Genomic DNA, 19,068 nt, shown 5'->3' on the forward strand with positions numbered 1-19,068 from the left:
TGTGAGGAGCATTGTGATGAGTACTGAAGACAAACGCATACGCGAACTGGCGCATCAGATCTGGGAGTCGGAAGGCAAACCCCATGGGGAGGATGCACGCCACTGGGAGATGGCGCGCAAGCTGGCCGAATCCGAAGCGCTGACGCCGACCAAGCCTAAACCGGCCGCCAAGCCGAAGACCGCGCCCAAGCCTGCGGCAGCCAAAGCCAAACCCGCGGCGGCCAGCAAACCGGCCCCGCCACCGGCGAAAAAACCGGCGGCGCCGAAAAAGCCCAAACCCTGAGCACCCTCACGACCTGAGCCTCCTTCCGGCGCTGCCGGCAGGGGGTGACCTCACTTTTCATTCTTGTACGCTGAAATTCCGTCGGCACGGCCGCGTTCGGCCTGAAGAAAACACCCTTGCAGGAGCAACATTCATGAGCAAACCCCATAAGACCCCATCGACGCCGGGCAATGAGCCGTCGCGGATTCGTGAAGGTTTGCCCTTCCCTCTTGGCGCCACATGGGACGGCCTGGGCGTCAACTTTGCGCTGTTCTCGGCCAACGCCACCAAGGTCGAGCTGTGCCTGTTCGATGACTCGGGCGAAGTCGAGCTTGAACGTATCGAACTGCCCGAATACACCGACGAAATCTTCCACGGTTATTTGCCCGACGCCCACCCTGGGCTGATTTACGGCTACCGTGTGTACGGTCCCTATGACCCGGCCAACGGTCATCGCTTCAACCACCACAAACTGCTGATCGACCCCTATGCCAAGCAATTGGTCGGTGAGTTGAAATGGTCCGAGGCGCTGTTCGGCTACACCATCGGCCACCCCGACGACGACCTCAGTTTCGACGAACGCGACAGCGCGCCCTTCGTGCCCAAGTGCAAGGTCATCGACCCGGCCCACACCTGGGGCAACGACCAGCCGGTGCGGGTGCCGTGGGACCGCACGATCATCTACGAAACCCACCTGCGCGGCATCAGCATGCGTCACCCCTCAGTCGGCGAATCGGTGCGCGGCACCTGCGCCGGGCTGATGGAAGACGACGTGCTCAAGCATATCCGCCAGTTGGGCATTTCTTCGGTGGAGCTGTTGCCGGTGCATGCCTTCGTCAACGACCAGCATCTGCTGGAAAAAGGCATGACCAACTATTGGGGCTACAACAGCATCGCGTTTTTCGCCCCCGACCCACGCTACCTGGCCAGCGGCAAGATCGCCGAGTTCAAGGAGATGGTCGCGCACCTGCATGAGCAAAAGCTCGAAGTGATCCTCGACGTGGTCTACAACCACACCGCCGAAGGCAACGAGCGCGGCCCGACCCTGTCGATGCGTGGCATCGACAACGCCTCGTACTACCGCCTGATGCCCGACGACAAGCGCTTCTACATCAACGATTCCGGCACCGGCAACACCCTCGACCTGAGCCACCCCTGCGTGCTGCAGATGGTCACCGACTCCCTGCGTTACTGGGCCAACGAAATGCATGTCGATGGCTTCCGCTTCGACCTGGCAACCATTCTCGGGCGCTACCGCGACGGCTTCGACGAGCGTCACAGCTTCCTCGTCGCCTGCCGCCAGGACCCGGTGCTGCGCCAGCTCAAACTGATTGCCGAACCCTGGGACTGTGGCCCGGGCGGCTATCAGGTGGGCAATTTCCCGCCGGGCTGGGTGGAGTGGAACGACCGTTTCCGCGACACCGTGCGTGCATTCTGGAAAGGCGACGACGGCCAGTTGGCCGACTTCGCCGGACGCATGACCGCCTCGGGTGAAATGTTCAATCATCGTGGCCGTCGGCCGTACAGCTCGGTGAACTTCATCACCGCCCATGACGGTTTCACCCTGCACGACCTGGTGTCGTACAACGACAAGCACAACGAAGACAACGACGAGAACAACCAGGACGGCAGCAACAACAACCTGTCCTGGAACCATGGCGTCGAAGGCCCGACCGACGACCCGCAAATCAACGCGCTGCGCCTGCGCCAGATGCGCAACTTCTTCGCCACGCTGCTGCTGGCCCAGGGCACGCCGATGATCGTGGCCGGCGACGAATTCGCTCGCACCCAGCACGGCAACAACAATGCGTATTGCCAGGACAGCGAGATCGGCTGGGTCAACTGGGACCTGGATGAAGACGGCAAGTCGCTGCTCAAGTTTGTGAAGCGCTTGATCAAGCTGCGCCTGGCCTACCCGATCCTGCGTCGCGGGCGCTTCCTGGTCGGCGACTACAACGAAGACATCGGCGTGAAAGACGTGACCTGGCTGGCGCCGGATGGCAACGAAATGACCACCGAGCAATGGGAGGACAGCCACGGGCGCTGCCTCGGCATGCTGATGGATGGCCGCGCCCAGGAAACCGGGATTCGCCGTGCCGGTGCCGACGCCACCTTGCTGCTGGTGGTGAACGCTCATCATGACATGGTCAATTTCCGTCTGCCGCCCGTGCCCCAGGGTGAATTCTGGACCTGCATGCTCGATACCAACGACCCGGCGGTGCGCGGCCAGGAGCGCTTTGATTTCGATCACGAATACGCCGTCACCGGCCGCTCGCTGTTGCTGTTTGAACTGCAGCGCGAAGACGAGGCGTGAAATGGACCAGCAGGGATGCCTTCAACACCACCGGGACTACGCGAACACGCACGCCCTTGGCGAGGCGCTGAAGGCGCTCCAGGCCGAAGGCTTGGACCACTTGCCGCTGCCCGGCAGCGGCGAGACGTTGGCACGGTTCAGTCGGTTGGCGCAGGTGGCCGGGCACGACCTGCGCTTGTGCAAGTTGTTCGAAGGCCACACTGATGCACTGGCGATCATCGCCGAGCTGCACAGCCCACTGCCGCCGTTGGGCAGTACCTGGGGCATGTGGGCCGCCGAACCGCCGACGGCCAAGGTGTGCGTGCAGCGCCAGGGCGAGCGCGTGCGGGTGACCGGACGCAAGGCTTGGTGCTCCGGCGCGGCGGTGGTCAGCCACGGGTTGTTGACGGCCTGGGACGAAGAAGACCGTCAGCAACTGGTGGCGGTGCCGATGCAACAGCCGGGGGTCAGGGTGACGGATGAAGGCTGGAGCGCAGTCGGCATGGCGGCGACCGGCAGCGTCGAGGTGCTGTTCGACGACGCGCACGGGGTTGCCGTCGGCGGCCCCGGCGCCTACCTTGGCCGCCCCGGTTTCTGGCAAGGCGGCATCGGCATCGCGGCGTGCTGGTACGGCGCGGCGCAACGCCTGGCAGAGGCGCTGCGCGAGCAGTGCAACCAACGCCCGGAACCGCATGCCCTCGCCCACTTGGGCGCCGTGGACAGCGCGCTGTACGCCGCTGCCTGTGCATTGCGCCACAGTGCAGCACACATCGACCGTGCGCCCACCGCTGACGCCCGGCTACTGGCCCAACGCACACGGGCCTGCGTCGAAGAGTGCGTAGAACAGGTGATCCACCATGTGGGCCGGGCGCTCGGTGCCGGGCCTTTTTGCAAGGACCGGCACTTTGCCCAACTGATGGCGGACTTGCCGGTGTATGTGCGCCAAAGCCATGCCGAACGCGATCTTGCCGGTCTCGGCGAGCTGGTTGCCGGCGAACCCACAGGGAGGTGGCAACTATGAAACCCAACCCGATCGTCGGCCAGGGCACGCCGTTGCACCGCTGGCAAGCGTCGTCGCGCATGGCCGAGTTGCCGCTGATCAGCGTTGAACAGTTGGTGCCCGAGGGCCATCGCGCGGTGATTGTCGCGCCACACCCGGATGATGAAGTGCTGGGCTGTGGTGGTCTGTTGCAAGGTTTGGCCGCGTTGGGTCGGCCGATGCAATTGATTTCGGTCACCGACGGCAGCGCCAGCCACCCCGGTTCGCGGCGTTGGCCGGTGGAGCGCTTGAGCGTGGTGCGTCCGCAGGAGTCGGCGCAGGCCCTGCATCGACTGGGTCTGCCGCTGCACAGCCTGAAATGGCTGCGCGCGGGGTTTGCCGACAGCCACGTCGCCGACCGTGAAGCGCAGTTGGTCGAGTTTATCCAGCGCTACCTCAAGCCCACCGATGTGGTGTTTACCACCTGGCGCGAGGACGGTCACTGCGACCACGAAGCCGTCGGCCGTGCCAGCGCCAAGGCGGCGCAGGCCGTGGGCGCCGCGTTGTATGAGTTGCCGGTGTGGACCTGGCATTGGGCGACCCCCGAGGACTGCCTGGTGCCTTGGCACCGCGCGCGCAAAATCCCCCTGACCTGCGAAGCCGTCGCCCGCAAGCGCCATGCCATCCATGCCTTCGCCAGCCAGCTGGAAGGCGACCCGCAGATCGGCCTGGCGCCGGTGCTTGCGCCCTATGTGGTGGAACGCTTGCTGCAACCTTTTGAGGTGGTATTTGTATGAGTGTGGCCACGCCCTATTTCGACCGACTGTTTGCTGGCAACGATGATCCCTGGGCCTTCCGCCAACGCTGGTACGAACGGCGCAAACGCGCACTGACCCTGGCGTTGCTGACCCGGCCGCGTTATGCCTCGATCTTCGAACCGGGGTGTGCCAATGGCGAACTGAGCGCCGAACTGGCGCCACGCTGTGATCGCCTGCTGTGTTGCGACACCGCCGCGGCGGCCGTGAGCCTGGCGCGTAAACGCCTGCTGGGTTTCCCCCATGCCCAGGTGCGGCAGAGTCGACTACCCGAACAATGGCCCGAGGGCCAGTTCGACCTGATCGTATTGAGTGAGCTGTGTTACTACCTTGACGCCGACGACCTGGGCCGTTTGATCACCCGCGCCCTCAGCGCGCTGAGCGCCGATGGCCAGGTGTTGGCCTGCCATTGGCGTGCGCCCATCGAGGGCTGCCCTCAAACCGCCGAACAGGTGCATGCCCTGCTGGGACAGCGCCTGGGCATGACGCGGGTCGCCGGCTACCATGACCCTGATTTTCTCCTTGACCTGTGGAGCCGCGACGGCACCTCGGTCGCGCATCTGGAGGGCCTGCGATGATCGGCATTCTGATCCCGGTGCACAACGAAGAGGCACTGTTGGCCGAGTGTCTGGACGCCGCACTGGTCGCGGCCAGCCACCCGGACCTGCACGGCGAAGCGGTACAGATCCTGGTGGTACTCGACAGTTGCAGCGACGCCAGCGCGGTCATCGCCAGCGCCTACCCGGTGCAGTGCCTGGACGTGCAAGCGCGCAATGTCGGGCAGGCGCGTGGTGTGGGCGCGCGTCACCTGCTCAATGCGGGCGCACGCTGGATTGCCTGTACCGATGCCGACAGCCGGGTCTCTCCCGACTGGCTGGTGGCACAGCTTGCGTTGGAGGCGGATGCCGTGTGCGGCACCGTCACCGTCGATACCTGGAGTGAGGATTTCGACACATCGGCGCAGATTCGCTATCACCAGGGCTACGCGGCGCGGGACGGGCATCGGCATATCCACGGCGCCAACCTGGGAGTGAGCGCGGGTGCCTACATACGCGCCGGGGGCTTCGAGCCGCTGGCCTGCCACGAGGATGTGCAACTGGTGCGCGACCTTGAACGCTGCGGCGCGTCCATCGCCTGGAGTCACCGCCCGCAAGTCGTCACTAGCGCACGTCTGCAGGCCCGCGCCCAGGGTGGCTTCGGCGACTTTTTGAAGAGCCTGGTGTGCGCGACCTGAAAAAAACCAAAGGCCGAAATGTGAAAACCTTCAATCCTTGTCTATGCTCATGACGCCTTGCTGATCATTCAAGGTTGAATGGTCACGCAGCACCACGGCGGAGCCTGTGGTGACTAAAAGAGAGTCGTCCCGTTATCGGGCACGACCCCGCCTCAATCGACAAGGACGTGACACCCCATGAAGCCTGCCTGCTTAAGCGAAGGTCGTCGCGGCCCCGCGCAAATCTGGAACAGCGCGCCGCAACTGGCGCAAATCCCGCCGATCGCTGCCACCTCGCTGGTGCCTCCGGGCGCGCGCGTGGTCATCATCGCGCCGCACCCCGGCGACGAAGTGCTGGCCTGCGGCGGCCTGCTGCAATTGCTCAGCACCCTGGAGCACCCACTGCAACTGATCTCGATCACCGACGGCAGTGCCAGCCACCCCGGCTCTCACACCTGGCCGGCCAGCCGCTTGAGCGTGGTTCGGCCCCAGGAAAGTGCCGAAGCGCTGCGCCGGCTGGGCATGCCCTTGCACAGCCTGAAATGGATCCGCGGCGGTTTTTGCGACAACGCCCTGGCGGCCCGCGAGCCGCAACTGAGCCAATTTATCGCGCGGTATCTGCAACCGGCCGATGTGGTGTTTACCACCTGGTGCAACGACGGCAATGACGACCACGACGCCGTCGGCCGCGCCAGCGCCAAGGCGTGCAGCCTGGTGGGGGCGCGGTTGTATGAGGTGCCGATCTGGGCCTGGCACTGGCCCGTCCGCGAAGGGGCCGTGTTCCCCTGGCATCGCGCACGCAAGGTACGCCTGAACACCTGGGGCGTGGCGCGCAAGCTTCATGCGGCCCACGCCTACGCCACCCAACTGATGGGCGACCCCGAGATCGGCCTGGCACCGATACTGGCGCAGGTGCTGCTGGAGCGTATGCGTGAGCCGTATGAGGTTGTGTTTGTGTAGTGGGTTGAAAGCGGGAGCGCGCAATAAATCGCTCCCGACAGCGTGGCATTTACTCTTCTGCCGGCCTGCATTTGACAATGTATTGGTCGGCGTCCTGCCAATCCTCCCTTTTGCGCATCTCTGCTACTGCTTCGTCAACGTCTGACGCCTCTATGCTGTCATCCGCTTGCCTGGCTTCAGCTCCCTGCCCGCTATTGATTGTCATGTCATACACGGCACAATCGAAGTTGGCCGCCCAGCTCAGGGCAGGCGCCATCATCAACACCAGGGCAACGGGCAACATGCGTGCTGCTTGAATATTCACAGTAGTTCTCCTTTGTAGAAGGGGGCTGTCTCAGCCGTTCGCCAGGCACACCGACTACAGGATCACGTGACGGCCACGCCATGAAGCCCATCGGCCTCGACCCTCTACCTCCATCCACTACCGCTTCGTTCCCAGCCTGTTCAGCATAGCCAATGCAACACAGCAAACCACTCGTACCTACCTGCTATTTCTGACAGTAGCGCTCTGCCCGATGTGTGCTAACGTCTAAAAAGCGCTGCACGGGTTCATGTGCAGTCGAGAAAGCCATGCCAACTCTTTGCATTGGCCGGTGTTTTCAGATGCAGGTAACCCGTAGTCCCTGATCCGTATCGCGCATCACGTTGTCATGGTCTGGCCCGCGCCTGTTGTTGCAGGTGCCGGGGCACCCTTCCCGTTAGTCGAGGACGGATCATGCACACACGGTTATCACCTCTGGTTTATTTGGGTTTTGCCTGCTCCGCGGCCCTGGCGCCCTGGGCTCAGGTCAGCTATGCAGCCTGCACCATCTCACCCACCGCCGGCGACGACGCCTACACCTGCGACAGCGGCACTGCCGCCGGTTTTACCGACAGCGGCGGCAACAATACACTGACGATGAGCGGCACCGGTGCTGTCACCGGCAATGCCAGCTTCGGCGCAGGCAATGACCTCGTCACGTTTCTCGATACCAGCACCAGCATGCGCATCAATGGCACGCTGAATCAGGGCGACGGCACGAATATTTTCCAGATGAATAACGGCACGATCACCGGCGCGTTAATTCAGGGCGCGGGCACGGACATCGTGCAAATCAGCGGTGGCACCATAGGGGCGGTGAGCCAGGGCAGCGGCATCGATAAGTTCTCCATGAGCGGCGGGACCATCGCGTCCCTGGCGCAGGGCGATGGGCTGGACGATTTCGTGTTGAACGCCGGCACCATCACCGGCGCCTTCGAGGATGGCGACCAGGCACTGATGACCGGCGGCAGTATCGGCCGAGTGGACATGAAGCTCGACGACAACCTGTTCGATATGCGCGGCGGAAAAATCATCGGCAACCTGGTGACCGGTTTTGGCAAAGACACCGTCCTGGTATCCGGCACCAGCTTCATTGGCGGCAATATCAGCGTCAGCGGCGGTGACGACCGCGTGGAAGTCTCCGGGGGGGACGTCAACGGGCAAATCCTGCTCAGCTTCGGCAACGACGTGTTCAACTGGACGGGCGGTAACCTGCACTCCTTCGTGCTGGCCGGCGCGGGGGACGATACGGCGTTGCTGAAGAACCTGGTGAATACGCAATTGGCAGCAACGACGCTGATTGACGGCGGCCTGGGCAACGACAAACTGACCCTGGACAACACCAAGGCCGGCGACCCGGGCCTGTTTACCAACTGGGAAACCATCCAGATGGACAATGGCGCGCAATTGAGCCTGGGCGGTACGCTCAAGCTCGGTGACAGTGGCACCGGGACCGGCACATTGAGCCTCGACGGTACGAGCGAACTGCTGATCGGCACCGGCGTGATCGAAGCGTTTACCGCCGGCCAGTTGGTCAGCGTCAACAACCGTGGTCTGATCGACATGACCTCCGGCAGTAACGGCCCCAACGATACCCTGACCATCAACGGTAATTACACCGGTGACGGTGCACGGCTCAAACTGGACAGCACGCTGGGAGGCGACGGCTCACCCAGCGACAAACTGGTGGTCAGTCAGGGTGCCATGGCGGGCTCTACCAGCATCACGGTCAGCAATGCCGGCGGCGCCGGTGCCGAGACGCTGCAGGATGGTATCCAGGTGGTGCAGGCACTCAACGGCGCCACCAGCAGTGCCGGTGCCTTCACCCTCGGGGCGCCGGTGTCCGCCGGGGCATTTGACTACTACCTGTTCAAAGGCGGTGTCACGGCCGGTACGGAACACAACTACTACCTGCGCTCCGCGATACCGGTTACGCCGATACCCGAACCCGAGAACCCACCCGTCCCATTGCCCGAGCCCGAGAACCCGCCCGTCCCATTGCCCGAGCCCGTCGTAGGCACCCCGCCACTGCCGCCCAACCCAGGCATTACCCCCATTCCGATCTACCGTCCGGAAGTGCCGGTGTATGCCGCGCTGTTCCCGGCCGCGCAACAGATCGTGCAGGGCATGCTGGGCACTTATCACGAGCGCATGGGCGATCAGCGCCAGCAACAGCGCACCGGCGCATTTCCAGCGGGTTGGGGTCGCGTCTACGGCAGCAGCAGCCGCCAGGGTTTTGCCGGTACGGTAAGCCCGACACTGGACAGTTCGATAACCGGCTTCCAGGTGGGCAGCGATGTGTACGCCGGCACCCTGGACGACGGCCTGCTGCAACGCCTGGGGTTTTTCGTCGGCCATAGCCGCCTGAGGGGCAACGTCAAAGGCTTCAACGACGGTTGGCAGGACAAGGACGCCGGCAAGACTACCCTGCGCGGCGACAGCCTGGGGGTTTACTGGACGCTGATCGGCGCCAACCAGGCTTACGTGGACCTGGTGCTGATGGGCACGCGCTTCAACGGCAACAATGAGTCGGACCGTGGTGTGAAGATGAAGACCCGTGGCCATAACTTAACCGCCTCCATCGAAGCGGGCTGGCCTTTCGAAATCACCACGAACTTAGTCCTGGAACCCCAGGCCCAGTTGATCGCCAGCAAGAGCCACCTGGACAGTCAAAACGATGGCATCTCGGACGTTTCATACGATGCCAACACCAATATAACCACGCGCCTGGGCGTTCGCTTGCGCGGCGAGTATCAAGTGCGCGGCATGCCGTTTGAACCTTATCTACGTGCCAACGTGTGGCACACCAGCGCCGGGCAAAACACCGTCACCTTCAACGATGTGACGGACATCGACACTGAGCAGAAGTCCACCACGCTGGGGTTGAGTGTCGGCGCCACGCTACAGGTCGCCGCCGGGGTCAGTGTCTACAGCGAGGTCGGCTATAACCGCAACCTGGACAGCCACACGTTCAACGGCCACCAGGGCACATTTGGCCTGAGAATAAAGTTCTAGACCGCGCCAACGGCTTTGAAACGGGAAAACTGGAAGGCAATCGCCAGCCAGATAAACCAGGCCGGCATCACGCACAGCGCCAGGCGTGTGTCCGGCCGCAACGCCAGCAAACACAGCACAAACGCGAGGAACGCCAGGCTGAACCAGGCCATCGGTACACCGCCCGGCATTTTGTACACCGATGCAGCGTGCAGGTCCGGGCGCTTCTTGCGGTAGGCGATGTAGGACGCGAGGATGGTCGACCAGGTAAAAATCACCAGGATCGCCGACACCGTCGACACGATGGTGAAGGCGGTCATCACCTCCGGCACCACAAACAGCAACACCAGGCCGAGCACCATCAACAGGGTGGTAAACGCCAGGCTGATAAACGGCACGCTGCTGTGCGACAGGCGTCGGAATATTCCCGGCGCATCCCCCAGGTCGGCCAGGCCGAACAACATGCGGCTGGCGGAAAACACCCCGCTGTTGGCCGACGACGCCGCCGAGGTCAGCACCACGAAATTGACGATCCCCGCCGCGGCCGGAAAGCCCGCCACCAGGAACAACTCAACGAACGGGCTCTTGCTCGGCGACACCTGCTGCCATGAGGTTACGGCGATGATGCAGGCCAGGGCCAATACGTAGAACAGGATGATGCGCAGCGGAATCGAGTTGATCGCCTTGGGCAAGGTTCTCTCCGGCGCGCGGGTTTCGGCGGCGGCGGTACCGATCAGTTCGGTACCGGCGAACGAAAAGATCGCCATCTGGAACCCGGCAAAAAAGCCGAACAGGCCATTGGGGAACGCCGCCTGTTTATCCAGCAGATGGCTCAACGACGCGGTCACGCCGGTGGGTGACACAAAGGAACTGGCGATCAGCACCACACTCACGCCGATCAGCGTCAGCACGGCGATGATCTTGATGATCGCGAACCAGAACTCGACTTCACCGAACAACCTGACGGTGAGCACATTCAACGCGAACAGCGTCATTAGCATGCCCACGGCGGGCATCCACGCCGGGACGTCGGGAAACCAGTACTGGAAGAATCCGCCGACCACCACCGCATCCCCCACCACCGCCACGCTCCAGCTCAACCAGTACGACCAGCCAAGAAAGAACGCCGCGCGCGGCCCCAGGTAAGCGCCGGCAAAGTCGGCGAAACTCTTGAAGTTTAGGTTGGAGAGCAGCAGCTCACCCATGGCGCGCATCACGAAATACACGAACAGGCCGATGATCATGTAGATCAGGATGATCGAGGTGCCGGACAGCGCGATGATCTTGCCGGAGCCCATGAACAGGCCGGTGCCGATCGCACCGCCCATGGCCATCAGTTGGATGTGGCGGTTGCTCAGGGTGCGTTGCAACGCAGGCTTTTCATAAAGCCCGGGCGTGGTTGTTTTCATCACAAAACCTCTTGTTATGTTTTTGAGTTTTGGCAGAAAAAAGGCGGTAGAGCGTTTGTTGCTATCGGGTGGCCTTGCTTTCGAAACCGTGCAGCACGTTGACGGCGTTGATGCCGATCTCATCGACCATGTAGCCGCCTTCCATCACGAACAACGTCGGCACACCTACGCTGGCGATGATCTGGCCCATGCCGATGAAGTCCTCGCTGTCGAGCAGGAAGTGGCTGATGGGGTCGTCCTTGAACGTGTCCACGCCCAGGGAGATCACCAGCACTTCGGGGGCAAAACTTCTTAATTGCCGGCACGCATCGGCCAGGGCGGTGTTGTAGTGGTCCCACGTGGTGTTTTTGGGCAGCGGGTAATTCAGGTTGAAACCCTCACCGGCGCCTGTGCCTCGTTCACTGCGGGCCCCGGAAAAATACGGATAGGACACCGCTGGGTCGCCATGCAGGGAGATGAACAGCACGTCTGCACGGTCGTAGAAAATATTCTGCGTGCCGTTGCCATGGTGGAAATCCACATCCAGCACCGCCACGCGTTTCGCGCCCTGGGTAAGGGCCTGCTGCGCGGCAATCGCGGCGTTGTTGAGGTAGCAATAACCGCCCATGTATTCGCGGGCCGCGTGGTGACCCGGTGGGCGGCACAGGGCGAAGGCGCTGTGGTGGCCTTCGTCGATCAGCGCCAGGCCGGTGAGCGCGATGTCTGCGCTGGTCTTCACCGCGTGCCAGGTGGTAGCTGTGATCGGCGAACCGGCGTCCATGGCAAAGAAGCCCAGCTTGCCGTCGATGAAGTCCGGCACCTGCTGGTTGGCCAGGTCGCGTACCGGCCACACCAGCGGCAGTGCGTCATGGCTGCGGCCGATGGCGGTCCACTCGGCCCAGGCGTTTTCGAGGAAGGCGACATAGCGCTCGCTATGGGCATTGACGTAACTGGCACGGTCGAAGGCGCGCGGCACAATGATGTCGCCCAGCCCCACGTGCCGGACGCGATCGCGCACGGTGTCGGCGCGGCTCGGTTGTTCGAACGAGGGTTTGAGCACGCCGTCCTTCAATTCGGTGCCGTGGTGCAAACGGTGGTCATCGCTAAAAACAGTCAGCATGGGTGTGCATCCGCCAGTAAAAGACAAGCGTCATTTTGTTCTGGCGGCGAGGGGATTTCTTTGCTTTTACTTCTGGCACTGCTAGCTTTATCGGGTGTTTTTACTAAAGCGGCAGCCATAAATGAAAAATAAAACCAAGCAGGTCGTTCTTGACGACACCGATCTCGCCATCCTGGCCTTGCTTCAGGAAGACGCGAGCATTTCCAACGCCCAACTGAGTGAGCGCCTGGCCCTGAGCCTCACGCCCTGCTGGCGTCGGCGCAAACGCCTGGAGGAAGAAGGCGTGATCAAGAGCTACCAGGCCAACCTCGATCGCAAAATGCTCGGCCTGGACATCATGGCGTTTGTGCACGTGCGCTTTGCCATCCACACCGACCACGCACCGGACGCCTTCGAAGCGGTGGTCAAGGACCTGCCCGAGGTGCTCTCGTGCCACAAGATTACTGGCGATGCGGACTACCTGTTGCAGGTGTTGGCCGAGGATCTGGACAGCTACAGCGAGTTTGTCGAGAGCGTGCTACGGCGCCAATTGGGCATTGCGTCGATCCAGTCCAGCCTCGCGTTGCGCGAGGTAAAAGCCACGAGTCGGGTGGCGATTCCACAGCGCGATTAACGCTGCCCCGCTCGGCAGGTAGTGGCTAAAAGCCTGCTGAGCGGAGGTGAAAAATTCGCTAACTAATTCTCCCCAAAGGGTTTTATCCATGGAATCGATCTGACAGACTAATGCGAATAATTATCAACAGATTTATTATTCGCCAGGAATGGCACTTAGGGAGAGCCCGTTCGATGTCTGTGCAACAAGGATCTACACCTCGCTTGATCGTGTTGGCCGTGTGGCTGGCCGCCTCACACACGGTCTTCGCCGCCGACGCTGAAACCCCGGCCGGCACGCTGGAACTGGGTGCCACGCAAATCTCCGGCGAAGGCCAACTGGGCGAAACCACCGAAGGTACGCAGTCCTACACCACCGGCGCCATGAAGACCGCGACCAAGCTGCCCCTTACCCTGCGTGAAACCCCACAAGCCGTTACCGTCATCACCCGCCAGCGCATGGATGACCAGGCCATGACCAGCATCAATGATGTGGTCAATGCCACCCCCGGTTTGTTCCTGAATTTTTCCAATGGCCCTGGCCGCCAGTCCTATACCGCACGGGGTTTCGACATCGACAACCTGATGTATGACGGCATTCCTAGCGGCTATAGCGGCGCGTCGGTCGGCGCCCAGCCGAACCTGGCGATGTTCGATCGCGTCGAGGTCGTGCGCGGCGCCACCGGCCTGGTGACCGGCGCGGGCAACCCTTCGGCCGCCATCAACCTGGTGCGCAAACGCCCACTGGACGAGCAGAAAGTCACCCTGACCGGTGCCGCCGGCAGCTGGGACGACTACCGTGGCGAGCTTGACGCCTCCAGCCCACTCAATGACAGCGGCACCTGGCGTGGTCGGGTCGTCACCTCTTACCGCGATGCCAACAGTTTTATCGACCACGCCGAGGACTATCACGGCCTGTTCTACGCCGTCACCGAAGCCGACCTGGGCGAAGACACCACCCTCACCCTTGGCTACTCGAACCAGAAGGACAAGACCAACTACTTCTGGGGCTCCGCCATGATCGGCCAGGACGGCCATCACCTGGACCTGCCGCGCGCCTACAACCCTGGCACCGATTGGGAGAACAAAGACCAGGAAATCAACACCGTCTTCGCCGAACTGCGCCAGCAACTGGCCAATGACTGGAAACTGCAGGTCAACGCCAACTACGCCGAACAGAATGCGCTGTTCTCCGGTTCCTACCAATCGCGCTGGGCCGCCGACAAGTCACTGGCGCGCACGGTCTACCAGGCCGCCTACGACGAAAACCAGGCTGGCGTCGACGCCTTTGCCAGCGGCCCGTTCCAGGCATTCGGGCGTACCCATGAATTGGTGGTGGGCGCCAGCCGGCGCATCTACGACATGACCACCCACAACTACAGCCCGTACGACAGCAACTGGCCGCTGACGGCGGGCAAACCGAATTTCGTCCACACCGTCGACGACCGTGCAATAGCCACCCAGGACGGCGTCTACCTCACCACGCGCCTGAGCCTGGCCGACCCACTCAAACTGATCCTCGGCGGGCGCCTGGACTGGTATGACTACGACGCCCACGGCAGCGACAGCGGCGACTACAAGGTCACCCGCAACCTCACCCGCTACGCCGGCCTGATCTACGAGCTGGACGACCATCACTCGGTCTACGTCAGCTACAGCGACATCTTCACGCCGCAAAGCGCCAAGGACACCGCCGGCACGCCGGTCAAGCCGATTGTCGGCAAGAACTACGAGGTCGGCATCAAGGGCGAATACCTCGGTGGCGCGTTGAATGCGAGCGTCGCGCTGTTCCGCGTCGACCAGGAAAACCGCGCCACCCAAGTGTTCGTGCAAAACTGCCCGCAGACCGAATGTTATGAAGCCTCGGGCGAGATTCGCAGCCAGGGGATCGACTTCGAGCTGCAAGGCGCCTTGACCGAGAACTGGCAAGTCGGCGGTGGCTACACCTACGCGCGAACCCACACCATCAAAGACGATGCCAACCCGCAAAAGGTCAACAAGCAGTACAACACCGACACACCGGAACACCTGTTCAAACTGACCACCCGCTACAACCTCCAGGGCCCGCTGGAAAAATTCCGGGTAGGCGGCAACATCTCCTGGCAGAGCCGTATGTACAACGACGTCAAGCTGACGGATGGCAGCACCTACCGCCTCCAACAAGGCACCTACGCCATCACCGACCTGATGGCCGGCTACAAGGTCAACGAGCATGTGGACCTGCAGCTCAACGCCAACAACATCTTCGACCGCCGCTATTACTCCACCATCGCCAACTCCGTGGACTACGGCGGCGACGCCTACGGCACCCCACGGAATATGATGCTGACGGCCAAGTACACGTTCTGACCGATAGCTTAATCCCAGGCAGTTAAGAAGTTGAAAGGGTAGAAAGTGACCTGTGGCGAGGGAGCTTGCTCCCGCTGGGCCGCGAAGCGGCCCCCGCTCTTTGTCTACAAACAATGGGACTGCTGCGCAGTCCAACGGGAGCAAGCTCCCTCGCCACAGGCACAGTGTTCGTCCTTAACTGACTGGCATTACAGCAAGGCTTCGAAGAGCGCTTAAAGTTCCGGCCCCCAATGCCGATACGCCGTTTGGCTTCCCTGACTCTGCAAAAATCCCGATACCTGTTTTGCTCTGTACCCGCGCGCCATCGTGGCACGCCGCATGCTTTGTTCCTGGCCCGTCCACAAGGAGTAAGAGTGAATGCCTGCCCATACCCGTTTCCTGGAGCACTACCGCAAGGCCGACCGCATCATGCTGGCGTTGATGTGGCTGATGTCCCTGTTCTCCCTGGGGTTGGCGTTCTGGCACGACACGCTCACCCAGGCGCTCGTCGTCGGGGGCGGCACCAGTCTGGTGCTGACCGTGCTCTATCGCGCCATCGGCGGCACCCGCATGATGCGTTGCGCACTGGGCGCGGGGCTGATGGTCATGGCCGCGCTGCACATCAACCAGGCCCAGGGCGTGATCGAAGCGCACTTCGGCATTTTCGCGCTGCTGGCGGTGCTGACGTTCTACCGCGACTGGCTGCCGATCCTGGTGGCCGCCGTCACCATCGCCGTGCACCACGTAGTCTTCCACGCCTTGCAGCACCAAGGGTTCCCGGTGTTCGTGATGCAACACCACGGCGGCTGGGCCATGGTGTTCGTCCACGCGTTCTATGTGGTGATGGAAACCGTCGCCCTGCTCTACCTCGCCGTGCACAGCCAGACTGAAGCGGTGGAGAGCCAGGAAATGCTCGAGAAGATGCTCGACGTGACCTCCCAGTTCAGCGCGCAAACCGCCCACGGCGAAGGCAAGGTGCGTGTATCCCTCGCCAAACGCTTCGACCACTTCCTGCAACAGCTCACTCAATTGATCGACGGCGTGGCCCGTGACTCCCATGGCCTCGGCCAACTCGGCCAGGAACTGGCCCACGCCAGCGGCACCCTGGAAAAAGGCGCACGGCATCAATTGGCCGAAATCAGCGAAATGACCGGCTCCATGCAACGCATGGAACACGCCATGGACAACATCGCGGTGCACGTCGAACAAGCCGTTGAACATGCCGGCGTCGCCAGCAAACAGATCCTGCGCGGTCAGGAAAGCGTCGGCCGCGCCCAACACGAAATCACCCAACTGGCCACCCGCCTGGAGGGCACCAACAAGACGGTCCAGGGCCTGGCCGTCCAAGCCGAGCAGATCGGCTCGGTACTCGAAGTCATCAGCAGCATCGCCAACCAGACCAACCTCCTCGCCCTCAATGCCGCCATCGAAGCCGCCCGCGCGGGTGAGCAAGGCCGGGGATTTGCGGTGGTGGCCGATGAAGTGCGCAGCCTGGCGCAGCGCACCGCCGTTTCCACCCAGGAAATCAAAACCATCATCGAAGGGTTGCAACACGGCAGCCGCCAGGCGGTCGAGGCCATGCACGACAGCCAACAAGGCGTGGAGCGCTGCGTGGAAGACAGCCAGGTGGCCGTGCAGATGCTAGGCGCGGTGGGCAATGACATCAGGCAGATCGATGAACTGAATGGGCGGATTTTCACCACCACACGCGAGCAGACGGAGGCGAATCTGGAGATCGTCGGGCGCTTGCACTCGGTACAGAGCATCGCGCAGAGCACGGCGCAGGATGTGGAGATGCTGGCCCGAAGCAGCGAGCAGTTGCCGCCGATTGCGGTGAGGCTGGATGCGCTGGGGAGGCGGTTTCGTTAGTGATGGGGTTGGGAGTAGTTTTCGGCCGATTCTGCTTAAAAGTCGTTCCTCCCAGTCTGCCCTTTGCCTCGTTCCTCACCGACCTCACTTACAATCCCAAGGTTGCCCCCAAAACCCAATGCCGCTTATAGTCCGCCCCGTCGCCCACATGGCGATCAGGTTTGGCGACCTGACTATCGGATGCAAGAGCACTGCGCTTTTTTGTAGATGCTACTGCACGCCTGCAAAGCTGTCTTTATGGCGGCTGTGCGCGGGAGGCCTTCGGGCCTGCCGGGTTTTCCGATACCGGTTCGCCAACCTGCGTACAGCTGCCACCCAATTGTTTGGCGACGAATGAGTGACGGTCAACCGCTGCATTTATCGGAGCTTCACAGATGGAAAGATACGTCCCCCTCACCGGAATCGATCTGGTTCCTGCATCGCTGGTTATCGACTCGCAAGCACCGCTCGATGTACTGCAAGCCATGGCCGACTACCGCATTCGCACCGTTACTCAGGTCTTGGAAAACATCGCCTTTCGCAGCGAGATGGAAAGCGACTCGGTCGTGCTTTCTGACTTCGCGCAGTTGCTGGCTATTCCCTTGCGCGATGGCTGTGACCTGATGGATATCATCGGTCAACGCTTACGTGCTCAGGTTCCGGACACTGAAGAAGCCCCCGCAAGCTAAGTCAAATCCACGAAACACGCGCTGAGAACATTGCGATCCAGCGCGCCTTTCCACGACGCAACAAGTCATACGACCTCTATATTGAAAATCGAGTTAACCTCATCTCTCCGCGCCAAAGAAACCGCCCGCAAAATTCGATAAATAAAGCCGTATATTCCAATATATAGCGCAATCTGATGAAAATCCTTCCTTGCCCCGGCAACTCAAACACGCTACAAATATCCTCAATGTTGTACGACAACATAAAAATAAATCCCCATCCTTGACGATGTGGCCTACTGCGCGAGTCCTTTCCATGACACCCCCTGCCCCCGCTCTATTCCCCCGTCCTATCGCTGTATTGATACTGCTCTGCATGGGGTGCGCCTTCGCCGGCAATCACGTCGCCGCGCGCGTCGCCTTCGACGATGGCGCCGGCGTGCTGCTGGCCATTGTGCTGCGCTCCGGGGGGACGTTGCTGGTACTGGCCGGGTTGGTGCTGTGGCAACGCCAAAGTCTGCGCCTGCCGCGCGGTGCCTGGCGCTGGCAAGTGCTGCTGGGGCTGCTCATCGCCGCCCAAAGCCTGTGTCTCTACTCCGCCGTGGCCCGCGTGCCGGTCGCGCTGGCGTTACTGGTGGCCAATGTTTTTCCGATTTTGCTGGCCCTGCTCACCTGGGCATTGGGTGGCCCACGCCCGACTGTCCGCACCGCCGTGCTGATGGGCTTGATTCTGGTGGGGCTGGTATTCGTGCTGGACGTACCCGGGCGTCTTTCAAGTGATACGAGCATCGGCCCACAATGGCTGATCGGCGTCGGCCTCGCCCTCTGCGCCGCCTTTGTATTCGCGGGCGCGCTGTGGATCACCGACCACAAACTGTCCCAGGTACGCGGTTCGGTGCGCAGCCTGCTGACGATTTTCATCGTGTTCACCAGCGTCAACCTCGCGGGCCTGAGCGGCACCCTTCCCGGCGGTCTCAACCCGCCGGCAACCGCGACCGGCTGGCTGGCACTGGCCACGTTGATGGTGCTCTATGGCACAGCCTTTATCGTGTTGTTCATGTCGGTGCCTCGCCTGGATATGCCGCGCAATGCACCGGTCATGAACATCGAGCCGCTGGCGACGTTGTTGATGGGCTGGGTTGTGCTCGATCAACTGCTCAGCGTCGGGCAGATGATCGGGGGGGGCATTGTGGTGACGGGAATCGTGCTGCTGACTTATCGCAAGTCTGCCCAGGCGCCCGTCAAGGCCCAGGTCTAGACTGGAGCGAGCCCATCAGGTCGCTACTGACTACGCAGAGGCCTCTTTTG

General features: G+C 62.0%; 16 protein-coding genes. 13 read left to right on the plus strand and 3 right to left on the minus strand.

Annotated features, from left to right (window positions below; genetic code table 11):
• The first annotated feature begins 16 nt into the window (after positions 1-16).
• From PSH66_RS16080 to PSH66_RS16110, 7 genes are all read left to right on the plus strand, one after another.
• The gene (locus PSH66_RS16080; protein WP_003174187.1) at positions 17-283 is read left to right on the plus strand and encodes a DUF2934 domain-containing protein; all 267 of its coding nucleotides are present in this window, start codon (positions 17-19) and stop codon (positions 281-283) included.
• Between the two features lie 133 nt (positions 284-416).
• A complete protein-coding gene (glgX, locus tag PSH66_RS16085; protein ID WP_305427204.1) occupies positions 417-2,576 on the plus strand; it encodes a glycogen debranching protein GlgX in 2,160 nt (719 codons plus the stop codon).
• Position 2,577: 1 nt separating this feature from the next.
• Positions 2,578-3,576, plus strand: a complete 999-nt coding sequence (locus PSH66_RS16090) for an acyl-CoA dehydrogenase family protein (protein ID WP_305427205.1) — start codon at positions 2,578-2,580, stop codon at positions 3,574-3,576.
• Positions 3,573-4,331, plus strand: coding sequence for a PIG-L deacetylase family protein (locus tag PSH66_RS16095; RefSeq protein ID WP_003174190.1), 759 nt, complete (start codon positions 3,573-3,575; stop codon positions 4,329-4,331). Before PSH66_RS16090 ends, PSH66_RS16095 begins: the two co-directional genes overlap by 4 nt.
• Positions 4,328-4,927, plus strand: a complete 600-nt coding sequence (locus PSH66_RS16100) for an SAM-dependent methyltransferase (protein WP_305427206.1) — start codon at positions 4,328-4,330, stop codon at positions 4,925-4,927. The genes PSH66_RS16095 and PSH66_RS16100 overlap by 4 nt, the downstream gene beginning before the upstream one ends.
• Positions 4,924-5,583, plus strand: a complete 660-nt coding sequence (locus PSH66_RS16105) for a glycosyltransferase family 2 protein (RefSeq protein ID WP_003174192.1) — start codon at positions 4,924-4,926, stop codon at positions 5,581-5,583. Before PSH66_RS16100 ends, PSH66_RS16105 begins: the two co-directional genes overlap by 4 nt.
• A gap of 177 nt (positions 5,584-5,760) precedes the next feature.
• Positions 5,761-6,522, plus strand: coding sequence for a PIG-L deacetylase family protein (locus PSH66_RS16110; protein ID WP_305427207.1), 762 nt, complete (start codon positions 5,761-5,763; stop codon positions 6,520-6,522).
• 49 nt (positions 6,523-6,571) lie between these two features.
• Here the strand turns inward: PSH66_RS16110 and PSH66_RS16115 are convergent, their stop codons facing one another.
• Positions 6,572-6,826, minus strand: coding sequence for a hypothetical protein (locus PSH66_RS16115; RefSeq protein ID WP_305427208.1), 255 nt, complete (start codon positions 6,824-6,826; stop codon positions 6,572-6,574).
• A gap of 411 nt (positions 6,827-7,237) precedes the next feature.
• Here PSH66_RS16115 and PSH66_RS16120 point away from each other — a divergent pair, with 411 nt between their 5' ends.
• On the plus strand, positions 7,238-9,838 hold the full coding sequence (locus PSH66_RS16120; RefSeq protein ID WP_305427209.1) for an autotransporter outer membrane beta-barrel domain-containing protein: 2,601 nt from the start codon (positions 7,238-7,240) through the stop codon (positions 9,836-9,838).
• On the opposite strand, the gene PSH66_RS16125 is transcribed toward PSH66_RS16120, so the two are convergent.
• Positions 9,835-11,226, minus strand: coding sequence for an amino acid permease (locus PSH66_RS16125; RefSeq protein WP_305427210.1), 1,392 nt, complete (start codon positions 11,224-11,226; stop codon positions 9,835-9,837). The two genes, PSH66_RS16120 and PSH66_RS16125, sit on opposite strands and share 4 nt — an antisense overlap.
• Positions 11,227-11,287: 61 nt before the next feature.
• Positions 11,288-12,325 (minus strand): histone deacetylase family protein, encoded by a 1,038-nt coding sequence (locus PSH66_RS16130; protein WP_305427211.1) that lies wholly within the window; start codon positions 12,323-12,325, stop codon positions 11,288-11,290.
• A 121-nt stretch (positions 12,326-12,446) separates the two neighbouring features.
• Here PSH66_RS16130 and PSH66_RS16135 point away from each other — a divergent pair, with 121 nt between their 5' ends.
• The 5 genes from PSH66_RS16135 (at position 12,447) to PSH66_RS16155 (ending at position 19,018) form a co-directional block, all read left to right on the plus strand.
• Positions 12,447-12,938, plus strand: a complete 492-nt coding sequence (locus PSH66_RS16135) for an Lrp/AsnC family transcriptional regulator (protein ID WP_003174200.1) — start codon at positions 12,447-12,449, stop codon at positions 12,936-12,938.
• Positions 12,939-13,111: 173 nt separating this feature from the next.
• Positions 13,112-15,265 (plus strand): TonB-dependent siderophore receptor, encoded by a 2,154-nt coding sequence (locus tag PSH66_RS16140; protein WP_003174201.1) that lies wholly within the window; start codon positions 13,112-13,114, stop codon positions 15,263-15,265.
• A 357-nt stretch (positions 15,266-15,622) separates the two neighbouring features.
• Positions 15,623-17,113, plus strand: a complete 1,491-nt coding sequence (locus PSH66_RS16145; protein WP_305427212.1) for a methyl-accepting chemotaxis protein — start codon at positions 15,623-15,625, stop codon at positions 17,111-17,113.
• A 374-nt stretch (positions 17,114-17,487) separates the two neighbouring features.
• Positions 17,488-17,781, plus strand: coding sequence for a hypothetical protein (locus PSH66_RS16150; RefSeq protein WP_003174204.1), 294 nt, complete (start codon positions 17,488-17,490; stop codon positions 17,779-17,781).
• Between the two features lie 355 nt (positions 17,782-18,136).
• Positions 18,137-19,018 carry a DMT family transporter gene (locus PSH66_RS16155; protein ID WP_305427213.1) on the plus strand — a complete coding sequence of 294 codons (882 nt, stop codon included), beginning with the start codon at positions 18,137-18,139 and terminating at the stop codon, positions 19,016-19,018.
• Positions 19,019-19,068: the final 50 nt, after the last annotated feature.

This window comes from Pseudomonas sp. FP597 (genome assembly GCF_030687435.1).
Classification (GTDB): Bacteria; Pseudomonadota; Gammaproteobacteria; order Pseudomonadales; family Pseudomonadaceae; genus Aquipseudomonas; species Aquipseudomonas lactucae.